Source organism: Bradyrhizobium sp. Kon56, from assembly GCF_055807635.1.
The window spans coordinates 191,850-209,236 of the sequence record NZ_JBVVOU010000001.1 but is presented as its reverse complement, the minus strand read 5'-3'; the positions used below and the strand labels follow the sequence as shown (position 1 = coordinate 209,236).

Annotated in this window: 15 protein-coding genes; 1 reads left to right on the top strand and 14 read right to left on the bottom strand. The window is 63.6% G+C overall.

Features of this window, described 5'->3' with window-relative positions; genetic code table 11:
- Positions 1–60: 60 nt before the first annotated feature.
- The 5 genes from AC0L3B_RS00935 to AC0L3B_RS00915 all read right to left on the bottom strand — a co-directional run bounded on the left by AC0L3B_RS00935 (position 61) and on the right by AC0L3B_RS00915 (position 6,360).
- A complete protein-coding gene (locus tag AC0L3B_RS00935; RefSeq protein ID WP_026233289.1) occupies positions 61–3,156 on the bottom strand; it encodes a MexW/MexI family multidrug efflux RND transporter permease subunit in 3,096 nt (1,031 codons plus the stop codon).
- A 76-nt stretch (positions 3,157–3,232) separates the two neighbouring features.
- The gene (locus AC0L3B_RS00930) at positions 3,233–4,426 is read right to left on the bottom strand and encodes an efflux RND transporter periplasmic adaptor subunit (RefSeq protein ID WP_018457051.1); all 1,194 of its coding nucleotides are present in this window, start codon (positions 4,424–4,426) and stop codon (positions 3,233–3,235) included.
- Between the two features lies 1 nt (position 4,427).
- A complete protein-coding gene (locus tag AC0L3B_RS00925) occupies positions 4,428–5,129 on the bottom strand; it encodes a TetR/AcrR family transcriptional regulator (RefSeq protein WP_085352143.1) in 702 nt (233 codons plus the stop codon).
- Positions 5,130–5,218: 89 nt separating this feature from the next.
- Positions 5,219–5,809 (bottom strand): thiamine pyrophosphate-dependent enzyme, encoded by a 591-nt coding sequence (locus AC0L3B_RS00920; protein WP_085362286.1) that lies wholly within the window; start codon positions 5,807–5,809, stop codon positions 5,219–5,221.
- On the bottom strand, positions 5,806–6,360 hold the full coding sequence (locus tag AC0L3B_RS00915) for a sulfopyruvate decarboxylase (RefSeq protein ID WP_018457054.1): 555 nt from the start codon (positions 6,358–6,360) through the stop codon (positions 5,806–5,808). The genes AC0L3B_RS00920 and AC0L3B_RS00915 overlap by 4 nt, the downstream gene beginning before the upstream one ends.
- A 107-nt stretch (positions 6,361–6,467) precedes the next feature.
- Between AC0L3B_RS00915 and AC0L3B_RS00910 the strand changes: the two genes are divergently transcribed.
- Positions 6,468–7,688 carry a cytochrome P450 gene (locus tag AC0L3B_RS00910; protein WP_018457055.1) on the top strand — a complete coding sequence of 407 codons (1,221 nt, stop codon included), beginning with the start codon at positions 6,468–6,470 and terminating at the stop codon, positions 7,686–7,688.
- A gap of 136 nt (positions 7,689–7,824) precedes the next feature.
- Here AC0L3B_RS00910 and AC0L3B_RS00905 read toward each other — a convergent pair whose 3' ends face one another.
- The 9 genes from AC0L3B_RS00905 to AC0L3B_RS00865 form a co-directional block, all read right to left on the bottom strand.
- On the bottom strand, positions 7,825–8,688 hold the full coding sequence (locus AC0L3B_RS00905) for a sugar phosphate isomerase/epimerase family protein (RefSeq protein WP_018457056.1): 864 nt from the start codon (positions 8,686–8,688) through the stop codon (positions 7,825–7,827).
- A complete protein-coding gene (locus AC0L3B_RS00900) occupies positions 8,688–9,893 on the bottom strand; it encodes a dihydrodipicolinate synthase family protein (protein ID WP_018457057.1) in 1,206 nt (401 codons plus the stop codon). The genes AC0L3B_RS00905 and AC0L3B_RS00900 overlap by 1 nt, the downstream gene beginning before the upstream one ends.
- Before the next feature lie 10 nt (positions 9,894–9,903).
- The gene (locus AC0L3B_RS00895) at positions 9,904–11,055 is read right to left on the bottom strand and encodes a Gfo/Idh/MocA family protein (protein ID WP_204510600.1); all 1,152 of its coding nucleotides are present in this window, start codon (positions 11,053–11,055) and stop codon (positions 9,904–9,906) included.
- Positions 11,052–12,449, bottom strand: coding sequence for a hypothetical protein (locus tag AC0L3B_RS00890; protein ID WP_085362284.1), 1,398 nt, complete (start codon positions 12,447–12,449; stop codon positions 11,052–11,054). The genes AC0L3B_RS00895 and AC0L3B_RS00890 overlap by 4 nt, the downstream gene beginning before the upstream one ends.
- A gap of 4 nt (positions 12,450–12,453) precedes the next feature.
- The gene (locus tag AC0L3B_RS00885) at positions 12,454–13,284 is read right to left on the bottom strand and encodes an ABC transporter ATP-binding protein (RefSeq protein ID WP_210350960.1); all 831 of its coding nucleotides are present in this window, start codon (positions 13,282–13,284) and stop codon (positions 12,454–12,456) included.
- 14 nt (positions 13,285–13,298) lie between these two features.
- The gene (locus AC0L3B_RS00880) at positions 13,299–14,291 is read right to left on the bottom strand and encodes an ABC transporter substrate-binding protein (RefSeq protein WP_247300253.1); all 993 of its coding nucleotides are present in this window, start codon (positions 14,289–14,291) and stop codon (positions 13,299–13,301) included.
- A 63-nt stretch (positions 14,292–14,354) separates the two neighbouring features.
- Positions 14,355–15,164 (bottom strand): ABC transporter permease, encoded by an 810-nt coding sequence (locus AC0L3B_RS00875; RefSeq protein WP_007593901.1) that lies wholly within the window; start codon positions 15,162–15,164, stop codon positions 14,355–14,357.
- Between the two features lie 290 nt (positions 15,165–15,454).
- Complete coding sequence (locus tag AC0L3B_RS00870; protein ID WP_018457063.1) at positions 15,455–16,114, bottom strand: TetR/AcrR family transcriptional regulator; 660 nt, start codon at positions 16,112–16,114, stop codon at positions 15,455–15,457.
- Positions 16,115–16,335: 221 nt separating this feature from the next.
- Positions 16,336–17,184, bottom strand: coding sequence for a VOC family protein (locus tag AC0L3B_RS00865; protein WP_473379905.1), 849 nt, complete (start codon positions 17,182–17,184; stop codon positions 16,336–16,338).
- Positions 17,185–17,387: the final 203 nt, after the last annotated feature.

Below are 17,387 nucleotides of genomic sequence, written 5' to 3'. Positions count from 1 at the left end.
ATAGAAAAGGGCGGCAGCGGATTGGCCGCTGCCGCCCTCGGGTTCGCTTTATCGGTGGCCTCAGGTCGGCCGCAGCGCCTTGGCGTTGAGGTCGAGGTCGTTGACCTGCTTGTTCCGCTCGGAATCGGCCGCCGCGCGATGGTCGGTCGCCAGCACCACGTAGACCGCCGGCAACACGAACAGCGTGAACAACGTGCCGATCGACATGCCGGCCACGACCACCAGACCGATCGAGAAGCGGCTGGCGGCCCCTGCGCCGGTCGCGGTCAGGAGCGGGATCAGGCCCGTCACCATCGCGGCCGTGGTCATGAGGATCGGCCGCAGACGAATACGGGCCGACATTTCGATGGCGGAGCGGCGATCGAGCCGCTCGTTGATCTGGAGCTCGTTGGCGAACTCCACCATCAGGATGCCGTGCTTGGTGATCAGGCCCACCAAGGTCAGCAGGCCGACCTGGGTGTAGATGTTCATGGTCGCCACGCCGAAGAACAGCGGGATCAGTGCGCCAACGATCGCCATTGGCACCGAGATCATGATGACCAGCGGATCGCGCAAGCTCTCGAACTGCGCCGCCAGCACCAGGAAGATGATGATCAGCGCGAAGCCGAAGGTGATCGCGAGCTGGTTGCCTTCCTGCACATACTGTCTGCTGTCAGCCAGATAAGCATGGCTGAAGCCTTGCGGCAGGTTTTTGGCCTCGCTCTCGAGGAAGTCGACCGCCGCACCGACGGTCACGCCGGGCATCGGCACGGCCGAGAAGGTCGCTGAATTGAGCTGATTGTAATGTGTCAGCGAATTCGGCTCGGTCTTGGTCTCGATCGAAACAACCGTCGAGAGCGGAAGCTGCTGGCCGGTATTGGTGGTCACGTAGTAGCCGGCGAGCGATTCCGGCGAGAGCCGCTGGCCGCGCGGCACCTGCGGGATAACTTGATAGGAACGGCCCTCGAGGTTGAAGCGGTTGATGTAGTTGCCGCCGAGCAGCACCGCGAGCGTGCTGCCGAGGTTCTGCATGTTGACGCCGAGATCCTGCGCCTTGGTGCGGTTGATCGTCACCTTCACGTTCGGCTGGTTGTAGGCAAGATCACTGTCGGAGACGATGAACATTCCGCTCTTGCGGGCGGCGGCCTTCAGCTTCTCCATCTGTTCGTAGACAGTCTGGAAGCTGGCGGTGGAGTTGATCACCATCTGCACCGGGAGGCCGCCCGGACCGCCCGGCAGCGGCGGCAGGTTGAAAGCGAACGCCTGCACGCCCTCGATCTTGGAAAGCTCGGCCTGCACCAGCGACTTCAGCTGGATCGACGAGCGCTTGCGCTCCTCCCAGGGCTTGAGCAGCATGCCGGCGATACCGCCCTGCGGGCCGTTGATGCCGTTCAGCACGAAGCGCAGATCGGTCTCGGGGAATTTCTGGAATTCCTTGTCGAGCTTCTCGCCGTAAAAATCGACGTAGTCGATATTGGCGTATTTCGGCGCCTTGGTCACCGCGAACACGATACCCTGGTCTTCCTCAGGCGCCAGCTCCTTCGACGTGTGCATGTAAAGGAAGCCGACGAGCCCGAGGATGGTCACCGCAAACAGGCCGGTGATGGCCTTGTAGTCGAGCGAGCGGTCGAGCCTGCGCCCGTACCACCGCGTCAGCGCGCCAAACACCTTGTTGACGAACTTGGCGAAGCGCCCCTCTTCCGTGTTCTTCAGCAGCACCGAGCACATCATCGGCGAGAGCGTCAGCGCGATCACGCCGGACACGATCACCGAGCCCGCAAGTGTGAAGGCGAATTCGCGGAACAGCGAGCCGGTCAGACCGCCGAGGAAACCGATCGGCGCGTACACGGCTGCGAGCGTGATGGTCATCGAGACGACGGGACCCACGATTTCGCGCGCGCCTTCCAGCGACGCCTGGACCGGCGTTTTCCCTTCCTCCAGATGACGATGGATGTTTTCCACCACGACGATGGCGTCGTCGACCACGAGGCCGATCGCCAGCACCATCGCGAGCAGGGTCAACAGGTTGAAGCTGAAGCCCAGCGCCAGCATCAGCGTGCAGACGCCGATCATCGACAACGGGATGGTGACAACGGGAATGATGACCGAACGGAACGACGCCAGGAACAGGAAGATCACCACGATCACGATGATCACGGCTTCACCCAGTGTCTTCTCGACCTCGTCGATCGAGGATTGGATGAACTTGGTCGAATCGTAGGCGACCTTCATCTTCATCGACGGTGGCAGATTGCGCTCCAGCTCGGGGAATAGCGCCCGCACGCCCTTGACCAGCGTCAGCGGGTTGCCCTGCGGCGTCGCCTGCACACCGATGAAGATGGCGTGCTCGCCGTTGAAGGCGACGCTCGCGTCCGTGCTTTGGGCCGCAAGTTCGACGGTGGCGATGTCCTCCATCCGCACGAAGCCGCCGTCCTTGGCCTTGACGATCATCTTCTTGAACTGGTTGACGTCGGTCAGGCCCGTATTCGTCGATACGTTCGAGACGATGAGATAACCCTTGGTCTGCCCCGCCGCTGACTGGAAGTTGTTGGCAGTGATCGCGGTCGCGACATCCGCAGGCGACACGTTGCGGCCGGCCATCTTGAGAGGATCAAGCCACAGCCGCATCGCAAAGGTCTGGCCGCCGAGAATGTCGGCGGAGGCGACGCCGTCGACGGTCGACAGCACCGGTTGCACAACGCGCGTCAGGTAGTCGGAGATCGCCGAGCCCGACAGCTCTTCGGACGAGAATCCGAGATACATCACGGCCGTGGTCTGGCCCGTGGTCTTGGTGACGATGGGATCGTTGGATTCCTTCGGAATCAGGTATTTGACCGAGTTCGTCTTGGCCAGAACCTCGGTCAGCGCCTGGTTCGGATCGAAGTTCAGCTTGATGTAGACCTGGATCGTCGAGGTGCCGAGCACCGAGGACGAGGTGATGTAATCGACACCTTCGGCGGAGGCGACCGCCTGCTCGATCGGCGTGGTGATGAAGCCCTGGATCAGGTCCGCGGACGCGCCCGGATAGACGGTCGTGATGTTGATGACCGTGTTCGACAGCTTCGGATATTGCCGGATCGGCAGCGTCGTCGCCGCGCGCAGGCCGATCAGCAGGATCAGCAGGCTGACGACGACCGACAGGACTGGGCGTTTGATGAAAATATCAGTAAAGCGCATCGCGGCGATCTCGATTTCTTTGACTTGCAAAGCGCGTGACCCGGCCGTGCCGGATCATGCTGCAACGTGTACGATGTCAGTAGCGCGGCGGCTGCGCCGGGATCTGCGGAGCCGGGTCGGTCGAAATCGACACCGCCGCGCCCGATTGCAGCTTGAGCTGGCCGACGGCGACGACCTTGTCGCCCGGCTTCACGCCCTTGACGATTTCGACGCGGCCTTCGACCCGGTTGCCGGTCTGCACGAAAGTGCGCACCGCGCTCAGGCTGGTCTTGCCGTCGGCTTCCTTCTTCTCGGTGATCACGAACACCGAGTCGCCGTACAGCGTGTAGTCGACCGCCGTCTCCGGCACGGTGACTACGGCCGGCTTGTCCGGCAGCACCACCGTGGTGGTCACGAACATGCCGGGCTTCAGGATCTTCTCCGGATTAGCGATGGTCGCCTGCACGCGGATGTTACGGGTGTCGGTCGAGATCTGCGGCTCGATCGTGGTGATTTTGGCGTCGAAGGTGCGGCCGGGATAGGCGTCGACCTTCAGCCGGACCGGTTGACCGACCTTGAGGCTGCCCGAGTCCTTTTCCGTCACCGTGAAGTTGGCCCACAGCTCCGACAGATCCGTCAGCGAAACGATGGCCGTGCCGGCGGTCAGATACTGGCCGACCTCGACCTTGCGGACGCCGAGATCGCCGGAAAACGGCGCGCGGACCAGCTTCTGCGAGATCAACGCTTCGGTCTTGGCGATACCCGCCTGCGCCTGATCGTACGCGGCCTGCGCGGTGTCGACGGTTGCCTGCGGCCCGAACTGGCGCGACGCCAGTTGCTTGGCGCGATCGAGCGACAGCTGTGCGACGGTGGCCTGCGCCTTGTAATTGGCGAGGTCGCCCTGCTCCGGCGCGTCGAACATCTGCACGAGCGGTGTGCCGGCCTCGACATGCGTGCCCGGCTCGAACTTGATCTCGGTGACACGGCCGTTGACGTCGGCGCTGACGTCGACCTGGTGCACGGCGGCGAGACCACCGACGGCGGTCAACAGGTTCGGCACCACCTCGGACTTCGCCTCGGCGGCGCTGACCGCGACCGGCGGCGGCTTGTTGTTGGCGAAGAACTGCTTGATCATCTGGCCGCGGAAATAATTGAACCAGACGAGGCCACCGACGAGCACGGCCAGAAGCGTGCCGACGACGATGAACCAGAGCACCGGCCGGACCGGACGCTTGGGAGCCTTGTTGTCGATCGGTTCGCCCGAAATCTTGTGTTCGGTCACGATGTTCATGTCATGCACTTTCTGCAATCGCCGTCTTGCCCGCACAACTGGCCTGATCGCGGCCCAAATGCGAAACAATTGCGGCGTCGTTAAGTCCGATACCCCTCAGGAGAAACTCACAGAGCTGCCGCTCGAGGTCGTTCGCCTTGCCGTAAGCGAGACACGGCGTGGCCGGCAGCCTGGTCAGCGCAGCCGTCATCACGGTGTGATGCGCAAACCAGAACAGGTTGAGCGGTTCGCCGTTGTATGGCCGCGCGTCCCCCGCGGCAACCGCACGCTCGAGCGAGGCGACGAAGGCCGCCCCGATCAGCGCCTCGATCTTGGCATATAGCAACCGGGCAAATTCGCCATCCTCCAAATGACTCGTGGTCATCAGTCGCAGGCGCTGGGCCTCTTCCTGGTCGGGGCCATCGGCGATGTGCATGAAATGCCCGACCATGCCGCGGATCACTTCGACCAACGTAGCGGTCGACGGCTCACGTTCGAGCAGCTCCATGAGCGCCGGGTCCGCCTCGCATTCATCGCTGAGAATTTCGGCGTAAAGCGCGGCCTTGGACGGGAAATGCTTGAACAGCAGCGCTTCGGAAATGGCAGCGGCGGCCGCCACGCTCTTGGTCGTGGTGCCGGTATAGCCGTGTCGGGCAAAGCAACGCTTTGCGGCGCCGAGGATCAATTGACGCCTCAGGTCGCTCGTCATACGCAATGAGCTCATGCTAGTGAGTAAGCACTCACCCACGCAAAAGTCAAGCCGAATGGTGCGATGCAACCTACAAGAATCGTCTCTTAGAGGTATCCCAAGTTCTAAATCGGGCGGAAGCCGAGGTCGCCGCGGATCCGGTTGAGAATGTAAGTCCCATCCCGGCTGGGCAAAATGCGCTCCAGATTGGCGCTGTCGATCTTCACATTGGCAAAGCGCGGCCCGGCCGTGACGTCGTGGACGGATTTGGCGAAGGCCTCGACCTCGGCCATGGTCGTCACAGACCGGCTGTCTCCGATGCCGCAGGCTCTGGCGATGCCGACGAGGTCGGCGGCCACGGAAGTGTGGCTGGTCTGACCGCCGGTCTCACCATAGGCCTCGTTGTCGAGCACCGCGATCGAGAGATTGGACGGCTTTTGCAGACCGATAGTGGCAAGGCTGCCCATGCCCATCAGCATCTCGCCGTCGCCGGTGATGACCAGCACCGGCAATTTTGGCTGCGCCAGAGCGAGGCCCAACCCGATCATCGCCGCCCCGCCCATGCCGCCCCAGAGGTAGAAATTGCGCGCATGATCGCCGGCCGCGCACATGTCGTTGGTGGAGGCGCCGAGGCCGCCGATCGCAACCACGTCCTTGCGGTCCGCGAGAAGCGTGGACACCACCTGACGGCGGTCGAGGAGATTGGCCTTGCTCATTTGGTGAAAACCTTGGCGCCGATCAGGCGCTGCGACAGCAGGACGGCGGTGGGTGTGAGCGCGTTATAGGCCTGCGCGGCCGCCGCCTCTAACACGGCCGGCACCTCGGCTGCGTTAGACGCCCGCAGCACCTTGACACCCGAGAGCTCGAACACGCCCTGCGTGGTCGATCCCATCGGCACCTGCCATGGATTGAACTCGCCCCACTCGCCACGCATCGTCACCAGCGTGAGGAAGGGAAAGCGCAGGATCGGGATCAGCGAGAGCATGTTAATGCAATTGCCGACCCCGCTCGACTGCATCAACAGCACGCCGCGCTGGCCCCCCGTCCAGGCGCCGGCGAGAAGCGCCACGCCCTCCTCCTCCGTCGTGAGCGGAATGCCGCGCATCGTGGACGATGCCAGCACGCGCTGGATCAGCTTTGAATGGCCGGCGTCGGGCACGTAGGGCACCTGCCGAACGTCGAAGCGTTGCAAGGTCGCGAAAATATCGTCGGGCCAATGAGTGCTGGACTCGGCGGCCGTGTCGGCAGCGTCAGCGCGGGCGTGCATTTTCCTGTCCGGTCGGCTTGCAAATCGCGGCTCGACTGTAGACGGTGAACCGAGCCGCTCAAAAGAGCGAATACAGCATATCGGACTCAACCGGCGAGTATGGCGGCATGAACGCAAGTGCGAATGAACTGGCGGCCAGTTTCGATCTGGAACAGCTGACGGCGGAATTCTACCACAATCCCTACCCGACCTATCGTGCACTGCGGGAGAACGAGCCGGTCAAGCGCCTGCGCAACGGCACCGTGTTCCTGACCCGCTATGACGACCTCGTTACGACCTACAAGAACACAAAATCGTTCAGCTCGGACAAGAAGCGCGAGTTCGCGCCGAAATACGGCGACACCCCGCTCTACGAGCACCACACCACGAGCCTCGTCTTCAACGATCCGCCGGCGCATACCCGCGTGCGGCGTCTGATCATGGGCGCGCTGTCGCCGCGCGCGATCGCGGGGATGGAGCCTGACATCATCAAGCTGGTCGACGGCTTGCTTGACGCCATTGCCGCCAAAGGTGATTGCGAGCTGATCGAGGACTTCGCCGCCTCGATCCCGATCGAGGTGATCGGCAATCTGCTTGACGTGCCCCATGACGAGCGCGCGCCGCTGCGCGACTGGTCGCTGGCGATCCTGGGCGCCCTCGAACCGGTGGTGTCGCCTGAAGTGGCTGCCCGCGGCAACAAGGCGGTGACGGACTTCCTCGCCTACCTCCGAACGCTGGTCGCGCGCCGGCGCGAAAGGCCCGGCACCCCCGAGCGCGACGTGCTGACGCGCCTGATACAGGGTGAAGACAACGGCGAGCGGCTGACCGAGAAGGAGCTGCTGCACAACTGCATCTTCCTGCTCAATGCCGGCCACGAGACCACCACCAACCTGATCGGCAACGGCCTCGTGGCGCTCGACCGGAACCCGGATCAGAAGCGGCGGCTGATCGACAATCCTGAGCTGATCAAGACTGCGGTCGAAGAGATGCTGCGCTACGAGAGCTCGAACCAGCTCGGCAACCGCATGACCACGGAGCGGGTCGAACTCGGCGGCGTCATGCTCGAAGCCGGCACATCCATCACGCTCTGTATCGGCGCTGCCAACCGTGACCCCGCACAGTTTCCGGACCCGGAGAGATTCGACATCGCGCGCACGCCGAACCGGCATCTCGCCTTCGCCACCGGCGCGCATCAATGCGCCGGCATGGCGCTGGCACGATTGGAAGGCGCCATCGCGGTCTCACGCTTCTTGGCGCGCTTCCCGAACTATGCCGTGAGCGGACAGCCGGTCAGGGGTGGACGGGTGCGGTTCCGCGGCTTTTTGAGCGTGCCCTGCGCGATCGGCTGAGGCCTCAAACGAAAAAACGCGAAAACAACCCCATGCACAGTAGAAGGTTACCGGCGCGGGATGGGCCAGCGATTCCGCGCAACCATTTGACATCTCAGGCCATCAGCGCCGCCGCGCGCAACAATTGCCGGAAGGCCTAAACCACCGTCTTGTGCCGCGCGATGCAGGTTTGCAGCACCTCGTCCAACGGTTTACCCCACCAGTCGTTGGAGAAGATTTCGATCTCCGAATAGCCGGCAAAGCCCTGTGCTTCGACCGCTGCGCGCACCGATTTGATGTCGATCACGCCGTCGCCCATCATGCCGCGGTCGTTGAGAATGTCCCTGGTCGGCACCAGCCAGTCGCAGACATGGAAGGCGAGCAGGCGATCTCGGCCGGCGCGCGCGATCTGCCCCATCAGCTCCGGATCCCACCAGATGTGATAGACGTCCAGCGCGACGCCGAGCATGCCGCTGCGATCAGGGTCGAGCCGGTCGCAGATGTCGAGCGCCTGCTTCGTCGTGTTGACGCAGGCGCGGTCGGCCGCATAGGCCGGATGCAGCGGCTCGATCGCCAGCGGCAGCTTGGCCTGTTTGGCGTAGTCGAGCATTTCGGCGAGCGCTTCCTCGACCTGCGTCCGCGCGCCGGCGATGTCCTTCGACGCCTCGCTGCCCGGCCGCGAATATTGCGGCAGGCCGCCGACGACGAGCACGACGCAGGGGGCGCCCAGTGCCTTGGCTTCATCGACGCAGCGCCGGTTGTCGTCTCGCACCTCGCCGCGGCGCGCTGCGTCGGAGGTGAACATGCCGCCACGGCAATAGCCCGATAGGTCGAGACCGGCATCGCGCACCGCACGCGCGGCACGATCGAGGCCGACGGTTGCGACCTGGTCGCGCCAGGGGTCGATGGCGCGGATACCGTGCCTGGCACAGGCGTCGATGATCTCGACGAGATCACCCTGTTTCCGGATTGTCGCCGTGTTGAGCGACAGCCAACGATGGTCGGACGAGAAATCACGCATCAGGATTCGATTCCGTGCGTTGAGAGCACCGCCTGCATCCGCCGCGTCGCCAGCTCCGGATCGGCGAGCAGTCCGGCCTTGTCGGCCAGCCGGAACAGTTCGGCCAGATGCAGCGTCGAGCGCGTGCTCTCCTGCCCGCCGACCATGGTGAAGTGGTCCTGGTGGCCGTTGAGATAGGCCATGAAAACCACGCCGGTCTTGTAGAACCGCGTCGGCGCCTTGAAGATGTGCCGCGACAGCGGCACCGTCGGCCCCAGCACGTCGTGGAAGCCGGCTTCGTCACCCGCTGCCAGGCGCGACAAGGCGTAGGACGCCGCCGGCGCGATCGCGTCAAAAATGCCGAGCAGCGCGTGCGAAAAGCCTTCGACGTCGCCGGCGATCAGCTCCGCATAATTGAAATCGTCGCCCGTATACATCTTGATGCGCTTGTCGAGACGACGGCGCATGTCGATCTCGCGCTGCTTGTCGAGCAGCGATACCTTGACACCGTCGACCTTGGCGGCGTTGCCGTTGATGATGGCGACCGCAATATCCATCGCCTTGTCGAGATCGTTGGTGCCCCAATATCCCGTCAGCGCCGGATCGAACATGTCGCCGAGCCAGTGGATGATCACGGGCTCGCGAACCTGCGACAGCACGCGATCATAGACCTTTGCGTAATCGTCGGCATTACGGCCAAGCTTCGCCAGCGCGCGCGACGCCATCAAGATGATGCGGCCGCCGACCTTCTCGACCGCCGATGTCTGCTCCTCATAGGCGCGGATCACGTCGTCCATATTTCTGGCGTCCTCCACCGCGAGATGGTCGGTGCCCGCTCCGGAAAACACCAGCGCGTTGCGACGCTTGGCGGCAGACACCGAGCGCGTGATCAGCTCCAGCGAGGTCGGCCAGTCCAGCCCCATGCCGCGTTGCGCGGTGTCCATGGCTTCCGCAACGCCAAGCCCGAGGTCCCAGACGTGCTCGCGGAAGGCGATAGTCTTGTCCCAGTCGACAGCGGCGGAGAGCCACGGGTCGTTGTCGGCAAAGGGATCGGTCACGGTATGGACGGCCGAGAACGCGATGCGGCTCAGCGGCCCCTCGAGCTTTGCCGGAAACGTTCGCGAGGCCGCGAGCCGGTAGGTCTCGATCGAGCGATCGGCTTTCGGCAGCTTGAGCGACAGGGACGACGTTGACGGAACGGGCTTGGGCTGGACGGGCTTGTTCATTATTCCCTCCTCAGACCTTAATCGGCGCGACGTCGATCCAGCGCCGCTCCTTCCAGCTCTTCAGCGCGCATTCGGCGAGCTGCACGCCCTTGACGCCTTCGAGCAGCGTGAACTTGTAGGGCGCATCCTCGTAGACGTGGCGGATGAACATCTCCCACTGCTCCTTGAAGCCGTTGTCGTAGGTGACGTTGTCAGGCAGCTTCTGCCAGTCGCCGTAGAAATCGTGCAGCCGCTTCTCGTCGGGATTCCATACCGGCCGGGGCGTCGCCTGCCGCGCCTGGATCATGCAGTCGGAAAGGCCGGCGACGGCCGAGCCCAGCGTGCCGTCGACCTGGAAGGTGACGAGATCGTCGCGATAGACGCGCGTCACCCAGGACATGTTGATGTGGGCGATGGCGCCGCCCTTGAGCTGGAACGTGGCATAGGCGGAGTCGTCGGCGGTCGCCTTGTACTTCTTGCCCTGCTCGTCGAAACGCTCGGGGATGTCGGTGTTGCCGATGCAGCTCACGCTCTCGACCTCGCCAAAGAGATTGTCGAGCACGTAGCGCCAGTGGCAAACCATGTCGAGGATGATGCCGCCGCCATCCTCGTCGCGGTAATTCCATGACGGCCGCTGCGCCTCCTGCCAGCCGCCTTCGAACACCCAATAGCCGAACTCGCCGCGCACCGAGAGAATACGGCCGAAGAAGCCGGAGTCGCGCAGGAAGGCGATCTTCTTCAGGCCGGGCAGGAACAGCTTGTCCTGCACCGTGCCGTGCTTGATGCCCTTGGAATTGGCGAGCTTGACGACCTCGAGCGCCGCCTCGAAGTTCGTCGCGATCGGCTTCTCGCAATAAACGTGCTTGCCGGCATTGATGGCCTGGGTCAGAAGGCCCGGCCGTGCCTGTGTGGTCGCGGCATCGAAGAACATGGTGTCGTTCTTGTCGGCGAGGGCGGCATCGAGATCGGTGGTCCAGCGCGTGACGTTGTAGCGCTTGGCAAGGGCCTCGACCTTCTCGGCGCTGCGGCCGACCAGGATCGGGTCCGGCATCACGCGGTCGCCGTTCTTCAAGCGGACGCCGCCCTGCTCGCGGATCGCGACGATCGAGCGGATCAGATGCTGGTTGAGCCCCATGCGGCCGGTGACGCCGTTCATGATGAGGCCGAGGCGTTGGGTGGTCATGCCGATTGCTCCCTAGGTGATTTGGGCTGTTCGAGCGGGCGTAGCGCCGACCAGTCCGGATGGACCGACGTCGCAAAACCCGTTGTGCGAAGCGATCCCGTCAGGAGATCGCCGTCGTGAATGGAGAGACGGATACCCTGCCCGGCATCGGCGTAGAGATCGGGGTGAGCGGCGGCGAACGCTTGGGTCTCTGCGGCAGGCGTATCACCGAAGCCATCCACATAATGATGGCCGTTACGTTCGGCATGGGTGATGCCGATGAAGGCACCGAGCGCAAGGTCCTGCTGCACGGCGACGCCCGCCTGGCAGGTCAGGTCCTCGCCGGTCACGAAGAATCTTTCGCCGGCCACGCTCCATTTCGCCGCGCGCGTCGCGTTGACGATGGACTTGTAAAGCCCTTTGCACGATTTCGACGAGATGCCGTGATAGCCAAGCGCCCGTGCCGCAGGAAACGTATCGTAGGAATCGTCGGCTTCGTCGATGATGAAACCGCGCGCAGCGAGAGAGCCGAGCGGCGACAGCCTCGTGACATCGCGCGGCATTGGCTGCTCGATATAGAGCAGCCTGGATGAAATCGATCGCAGCGCAGTGTCATGGTCGAGCCGGCCGATGAGTTCATGCAAGGCTGCGAGATCGGCATATTGCTCGTTGGCATCGAGCGTCAGGTTGTAGTCACGGTCCAGCGCATCGAGCTCCTTGCCGATGCGCGCCAGCCGCGCTGCATCGGCGACGGGGTCCCCCGACAGCTTCAGCTTGAAGTATCTTGCCCCGGAGTTCTCGCGGGCATCGGCAACCCCGCCCTCGCCTTCAACGGTGTCGTCGAGGCCGACGGTATGCCTGATGGCAACACGCGGCAGCGGCTTCCGGCCGGATAGAAACGTCGTGAGATCCGTCTCCTTCAGGTCGGGCGAAAGCCGCGCGTCGATGCCGGCGATGTTGCCGGCCATGCCGTCGAAAAAATTGGTCTCGGCAGCGCGGAGCAGCGCATCGAGGATCGCTTTGTCGATTTCGGCGGGGCCGTAAGCCGCCGCAAGCGCCGGAATGTTCTTTTTCGCACATGTCGCGACCTGGGCACCGATGCACGAGGCATGCAGATCGAATGCCGTCAAAAACCCGGTTCGCGCGAGATAAAGCCCCCGCGCGATCTCCAGCGCGCGGCGCAAATCATCGACAGTCTGCGCCGGCGACAGTTCCGGCCGCTTGTCGAACCATTTCGGCACCAGCAGCTCGGCGCTGGCACCGACCGCGCTTCCCCGGCCCTCCACCTCGATCTCGACCCGCACGAACAGCTGCGGCGTCGCGTTGATCGTGATCGCGCCGAAGCGGAACGGCCGCGCGAACTGCACGGGACGTTCGAAGAACGCGATATCTCGCAGCTTCAGACGCGGCGCCATGGCTTTAGTCCAGCGAACCTTGCGAGAAGAAATGCTTGCGTATGCGCTGGACGAGTTCGGTGAACACAGGGTCGGCCATCACGTCGAGCGAGCGCGGGCGCGGCAGCGGGACGTCGTAGATCGCGGCGACCGCGCCGGGCCGCTCGGTCATGACCAGCACGCGATCGGCGAGGAACACGGCCTCGGGGATCGAATGCGTGATCAGCAGCACCGTCTTTCTGGTCTCGCGCTGGATCCGCATCAGCTCGACATTCATGCGCTCGCGCGTCAACGCGTCGAGGGCGCCGAACGGCTCGTCCATCAGCATGATCCTGGGATCATGCACCAGCGCGCGGCAGATCGAGGCGCGCTGCTGCATGCCCCCGGAGAGCTGCCACGGCAGCTTCTTCTCGAAGCCTTCGAGCCCGACCAGCTTCAACAGCGCCTTGGCGCGGTCGAGATATGTCTGGCGCGGCAGCCGCTTCATGTCGATCGGCAGCATCACGTTGGACAGGATGTTGCGCCATGGCAGCAGCAGCGCGTTCTGGAACACGATGCCGACATTGCCGTGCGGCGTCGTCACCTTCTCACCCTCGACCAGGATCTCGCCCGTCGTCGGCGGCAGCAGTCCCGAGATCAGCTTGAGCAGCGTGGACTTGCCGCAGCCGGATGGGCCGACCACGACGAAGAACTCGCCGTCATTGATGTGAAAGTCGAGCGGCCGCAACGACGGCACATCGCCGTCGCGCGTCCTATAGGTCTTCGACACGCCGGACAGTTTGATGCCCGACGCATCGCCCGCAGCCCGGTCGCTCACCAGTCTCAGATGCGCGGCCGGTTGCAGGGTTTCACTCATGGCTGTCGCGGGTTTCACGAACCGCTCTTCGGCAGATAGTCGTTGGTATAGAACGCCTTCGGGTTCTCCTTGGCCTTGGCATCGAGCCCGCCATATTCGACCATCAGGTTGACGCTGTCGGTCATGTTCTGGTCGGTGACCTGGAACGGCCGCTTGCTCTTGGTCTCAGCAGTCCGGTAGAGCGGAATGGTTAGCTCAAAACCCTGCGTCAGCGTGTCGACCTTGCCGCCCTTTGGGTTGGCATCGAGGATCGACTGCGCCGCGGCCTTCGGCTCCTTCTCGGCGGCCTCGACCGCCTTGGTCGTCGCCGACATGAAGCGGCGGACGAGATCGGCATTGGCCTTCACATAATCAGTGTTGGCGATGATGCCCGAGGAGACCATGTTGATGCCGTAGTCGGCGAACTTGATCGGATAGACGTCCTTGCCGGTGGCGTCCTTGATCTTCATGGACTGGTCCATGACATAGCCGAGCAAGAGATCAGCCTGGCCGTTGATGACCGCGTTGAGCTTGGTCTGGCCGTCGCCGGCAACCGTCTGGAAGTCACTTTCCTTCAGGCCGGTCTTCTTCAGGAACAACGGCCAGATCTGGGTCATGGAATCGGCCGGCGTGATCGCGACTGTCTTGCCCTTGATATCCTCCGGCTTCCTGATGTTCTTGTCGGCGAAACCCATCGCGGACATCGGGCTGGTCTGGAGCAGCACGCCGGTCGCGACCACCGGCGCGCCCTTGATCGCGGCACGCATCATGGTGGGCACGTCGACATAGCCGAAATCGGCGGTCTTGGCGGCCACCGCCTGCGTGGTCGCGGCCGAGCCGCGGCCTTCCTGGATCTCGAGGTCGATGCCTTCGGCGGCGTAGATGCCCTTGGCCTTGCCGTAATAAAACGGCGCGTGCTCGCCATAGACGTACCAGTTGAGCATCAGCACGACCTTGTCGGCCGCTTGCGCCGGCATGGCCGCGAACACCATCAGCGCCGCCGAGACAGCTCCTATCCACCGCTTCATCGTCACTCTCCCTTATCGTTGTTTGCGCCGGCCTTTGGCGGCCGTTCGTTGCTTTGGTTGCTGTTAAGAGGCGAAAATCACGTCCTCGCGCTGGCTGACATGCCAGGGAATGACCAGCTTCTCGATCCGGTCCACGATCCAGAACAGGATGACGCCGAGCAGCGCGAGGATCACGAGCGCTGCGAACATCGTGGGCAGGTCGAAGGTGCCGATCGAGCGCTGCATCACATAGCCGATGCCGGAATTGGAGCCGACGAACTCGCCGACGACGGCGCCGACCACGGCGAGCGTCACCGACACTTTGAGGCCGGAGAAGATCGCGGGCAGCGCATGCGGCAAGTTCACCGCGCAAAACACCTGGAAGCGGCTGCCCTGCATGGCGCGGGCGAGATCGACCATATCTGGATCGACCGATTTGAAGCCCTGCACGGCGGAGACCACCACCGGAAAGAAGCCGAGCAGGAACGCCGAGATCACTTTCGGAATGATGCCGAAGCCAAACCAGACCACGAACAGCGGCGCGATCGCGATCTTCGGCACGGATTGCGAGAACACCAGCAGCGGATAGACGTAGCTCTCCACGGTCTTGGAGCCCGCGATCAGCATCGCGATGGGGATGCCAAACAACGCCGAGAGCGCGAAACCGCAGACGGTGGCATAAGTCGTCGGCCAGGACTGGCGCAACAGTTCCGGCCAATCGGTGCGCAGCACCGCAATGACATCGCCCGGCGACGGGATCTGGTAGGCGGGAATCTTGAACAGCCGGATGGCGAGATCCCAGGCCACGACGATGAACACCAGGAACAAAAACGGCCGAATCCAGGCCGCATTCAGCATCTTGGACACCGCACTCTGCGGCTTCAGCTCAGCCACGTCTCACTCCCGGCAGTCTTGTTCGTTGGGCGAGAAATTAACCCGTTGGGTAAATACTGTCCAGCGGTTTTCCTGCGACGTTTTGGGCGGGTTCCGGGTGGCTTGAGGGACGCGTCGGCAGCGCCACGTCTTCGGTGTCATTCCCCGCGAAGGCGGGGAATCCAGTACGCCGCGACCCGTCGGCTCAACCAAAACCGTCTCGGAGTACTGGATCGTCCGGTCAAGCCGGACGATGACGGCTGAGTTCGGAGAAGCGCCGATAATCCATCGAGCTGTAGCGAGTTACACCGCTAAACCGTCTGCGCCACCGCGGCGCGCGACTTCGGCGCCTTCGTCATAGCTAACAGTGCGGCCGACTGCCCCGTCAGCGCTGCCAGCACGAGGCCGACCATGTGGTCCAGCCGCTCGTCCTTGGCGTCCTTGGCCAGCAAATCGCGACCGAAGATCACGCTAAGCGTCGCCGAGTTCGACAGATAGAAGAAGCAGAGTCCCGCGATCGAGATGTAGAGCTGGACAGGATCGACCGCGACCTTGAAGTCGCCGCCGGACACACCGCGCCGCACCACGGTGCCGATCATCTCGACGAAGGGCGAGTGCATCGACTTCACCTTGGTCGATTTCTTGAGATGCTTTGCGCGCGCGAGATTCTCGGTCTGGAGCAGCGACAGGAATTCGGGATTGCGCAGGAAATAATTCCAGGTGAACTCAATCAGGCGGCGGATGGCCTCGGGCGGATCGAGATGTTCGAGATCGAGCCCGCGCTCCTCGCTGCGGATCTTGTCATAGGCGCCTTCGAGCACCGCGAGATAGAGCTCGTCCTTGTTGCCGACGTGATAATACAGCATCCGCTTGTTGGCGCCGGCGTTGGCCGCGATGCGGTCGACGCGCGCACCGGCAAGCCCGTGCGCCGAGAATTCCTGCTTGGCGGCTTCGAGAATGCGCAGCCGCATCCCCTCGGGATCGCGCTGCCATTTCAGAGTTCGCTTTGCCGCTGCTTTCGCCAAACCGGTTGCTCGCTGGGTGCTATCAGGATGCCGTGTAACACGCGCTCGGCCCGCCGCATAGTTTCGTCATTGCGAGCGTAGCGACCCAATCCAGACTGCCACCACGGAGGCAGTCTGGGTTGCTTCGTCGCAAGAGCTCCTCGCAATGACGAGGGGAGGACTGAACCTCAATCCACCGGCTTCGACGAGCGCTCCAGCAGGACCGTCTGGGTGCCGCAGGTGCCGGTCCGCACCGTCATCACCCGCGTGCCCGGCTTGCGGCCGTTGCGCACGTCGCTGACGTCGAGGCCGGCGGCAATCAGGCGGGCGCGCGTGGCGTCGATATCGGCCACCCGCCAGCTCAGGCCCCAGAGGCGGTCATGCAGGGAATCGCCGCCCGCAACGGGGCGGCGCACCACCTCGACGACGAGATCGGCGCAGCGGAAGAACATCAGCTGGCCCCAATCCTGGTGCGAGCGGTCAAGCGCCAGATCGAGCCCGAGCCGCGCGCCATAGAGCGCGGCGGCGCGATCGGAGTCTTCGGTCGTGATCACGACGTGGTCGAGCGCATCGATCGGCGCGATATCGGTCGCCGGCGAAAGCGGACGCTCATCAGCCAGTTCGAGGAAGAACATGCGCACGCCGCGCGTGAGCTCCGTGGCGGCGCGCGTCCGCTTCCAGTGCAGGACCGCACCGCTCTCCGCATCGCTGCTTTCGACCTCGGCGACCGGATCCGGCTTGAGCGCCACCCGCTCCAGCCGCCGGTGCATTTTTCTCATGTCCGCGACACGAAAGCACAGGCTGGCGAGCACGCCTTCCTGGTCATCGAGCAGCGCGCGCATGCGGTCGGCGGCCACGCTGAAGCCGTTCGGCGCCATCAATTCGATCGTCATGTTCGCAAGAGTGAACAACACCCGGTCGGCGCCCTCGCCCGAGTTCTGCCAGGCCGGCGCGCGCCCGAGCAGCGTCTGATAGGCCGCCTTGGCCGCACCGATATCCCTGACCAGTGCGACGACGTGATCGAGGCCGGTGATCATGCTTCCCCCTGTTGAGCGGCCCGGAACCGTGGACCGAGAGACGGCGTTTGTCCGGGCTTGGCATTACCCGGTGATGGTCGTATTCCGGCCGCATGCCGACCTCAAGCACTCCCAGCGGCGGTTTTGCGAATAATTTCAGCGGTCCCGCGACGGAACCGGTGCTACAGTAAGCACGCCGGCCGGGACCACAAAGCGCATCACGG

What these genes read in the sequence shown, in the direction of transcription:
- AC0L3B_RS00935 (WP_026233289.1), bottom strand. Translation starts at nt 3,156, where the DNA reads ATGCGCTTTACTGATATTTTCATCAAACGCCCAGTCCTGTCGGTCGTC.
- AC0L3B_RS00930 (WP_018457051.1), bottom strand. Translation starts at nt 4,426, where the DNA reads ATGAACATCGTGACCGAACACAAGATTTCGGGCGAACCGATCGACAAC.
- AC0L3B_RS00925 (WP_085352143.1), bottom strand. Translation starts at nt 5,129, where the DNA reads ATGAGCTCATTGCGTATGACGAGCGACCTGAGGCGTCAATTGATCCTC.
- AC0L3B_RS00920 (WP_085362286.1), bottom strand. Translation starts at nt 5,809, where the DNA reads ATGAGCAAGGCCAATCTCCTCGACCGCCGTCAGGTGGTGTCCACGCTT.
- AC0L3B_RS00915 (WP_018457054.1), bottom strand. Translation starts at nt 6,360, where the DNA reads ATGCACGCCCGCGCTGACGCTGCCGACACGGCCGCCGAGTCCAGCACT.
- AC0L3B_RS00910 (WP_018457055.1), top strand. Translation starts at nt 6,468, where the DNA reads ATGAACGCAAGTGCGAATGAACTGGCGGCCAGTTTCGATCTGGAACAG.
- AC0L3B_RS00905 (WP_018457056.1), bottom strand. Translation starts at nt 8,688, where the DNA reads ATGCGTGATTTCTCGTCCGACCATCGTTGGCTGTCGCTCAACACGGCG.
- AC0L3B_RS00900 (WP_018457057.1), bottom strand. Translation starts at nt 9,893, where the DNA reads ATGAACAAGCCCGTCCAGCCCAAGCCCGTTCCGTCAACGTCGTCCCTG.
- AC0L3B_RS00895 (WP_204510600.1), bottom strand. Translation starts at nt 11,055, where the DNA reads ATGACCACCCAACGCCTCGGCCTCATCATGAACGGCGTCACCGGCCGC.
- AC0L3B_RS00890 (WP_085362284.1), bottom strand. Translation starts at nt 12,449, where the DNA reads ATGGCGCCGCGTCTGAAGCTGCGAGATATCGCGTTCTTCGAACGTCCC.
- AC0L3B_RS00885 (WP_210350960.1), bottom strand. Translation starts at nt 13,284, where the DNA reads ATGAGTGAAACCCTGCAACCGGCCGCGCATCTGAGACTGGTGAGCGAC.
- AC0L3B_RS00880 (WP_247300253.1), bottom strand. Translation starts at nt 14,291, where the DNA reads ATGAAGCGGTGGATAGGAGCTGTCTCGGCGGCGCTGATGGTGTTCGCG.
- AC0L3B_RS00870 (WP_018457063.1), bottom strand. Translation starts at nt 16,114, where the DNA reads ATGCGGCTGCGCATTCTCGAAGCCGCCAAGCAGGAATTCTCGGCGCAC.
- AC0L3B_RS00865 (WP_473379905.1), bottom strand. Translation starts at nt 17,184, where the DNA reads ATGATCACCGGCCTCGATCACGTCGTCGCACTGGTCAGGGATATCGGT.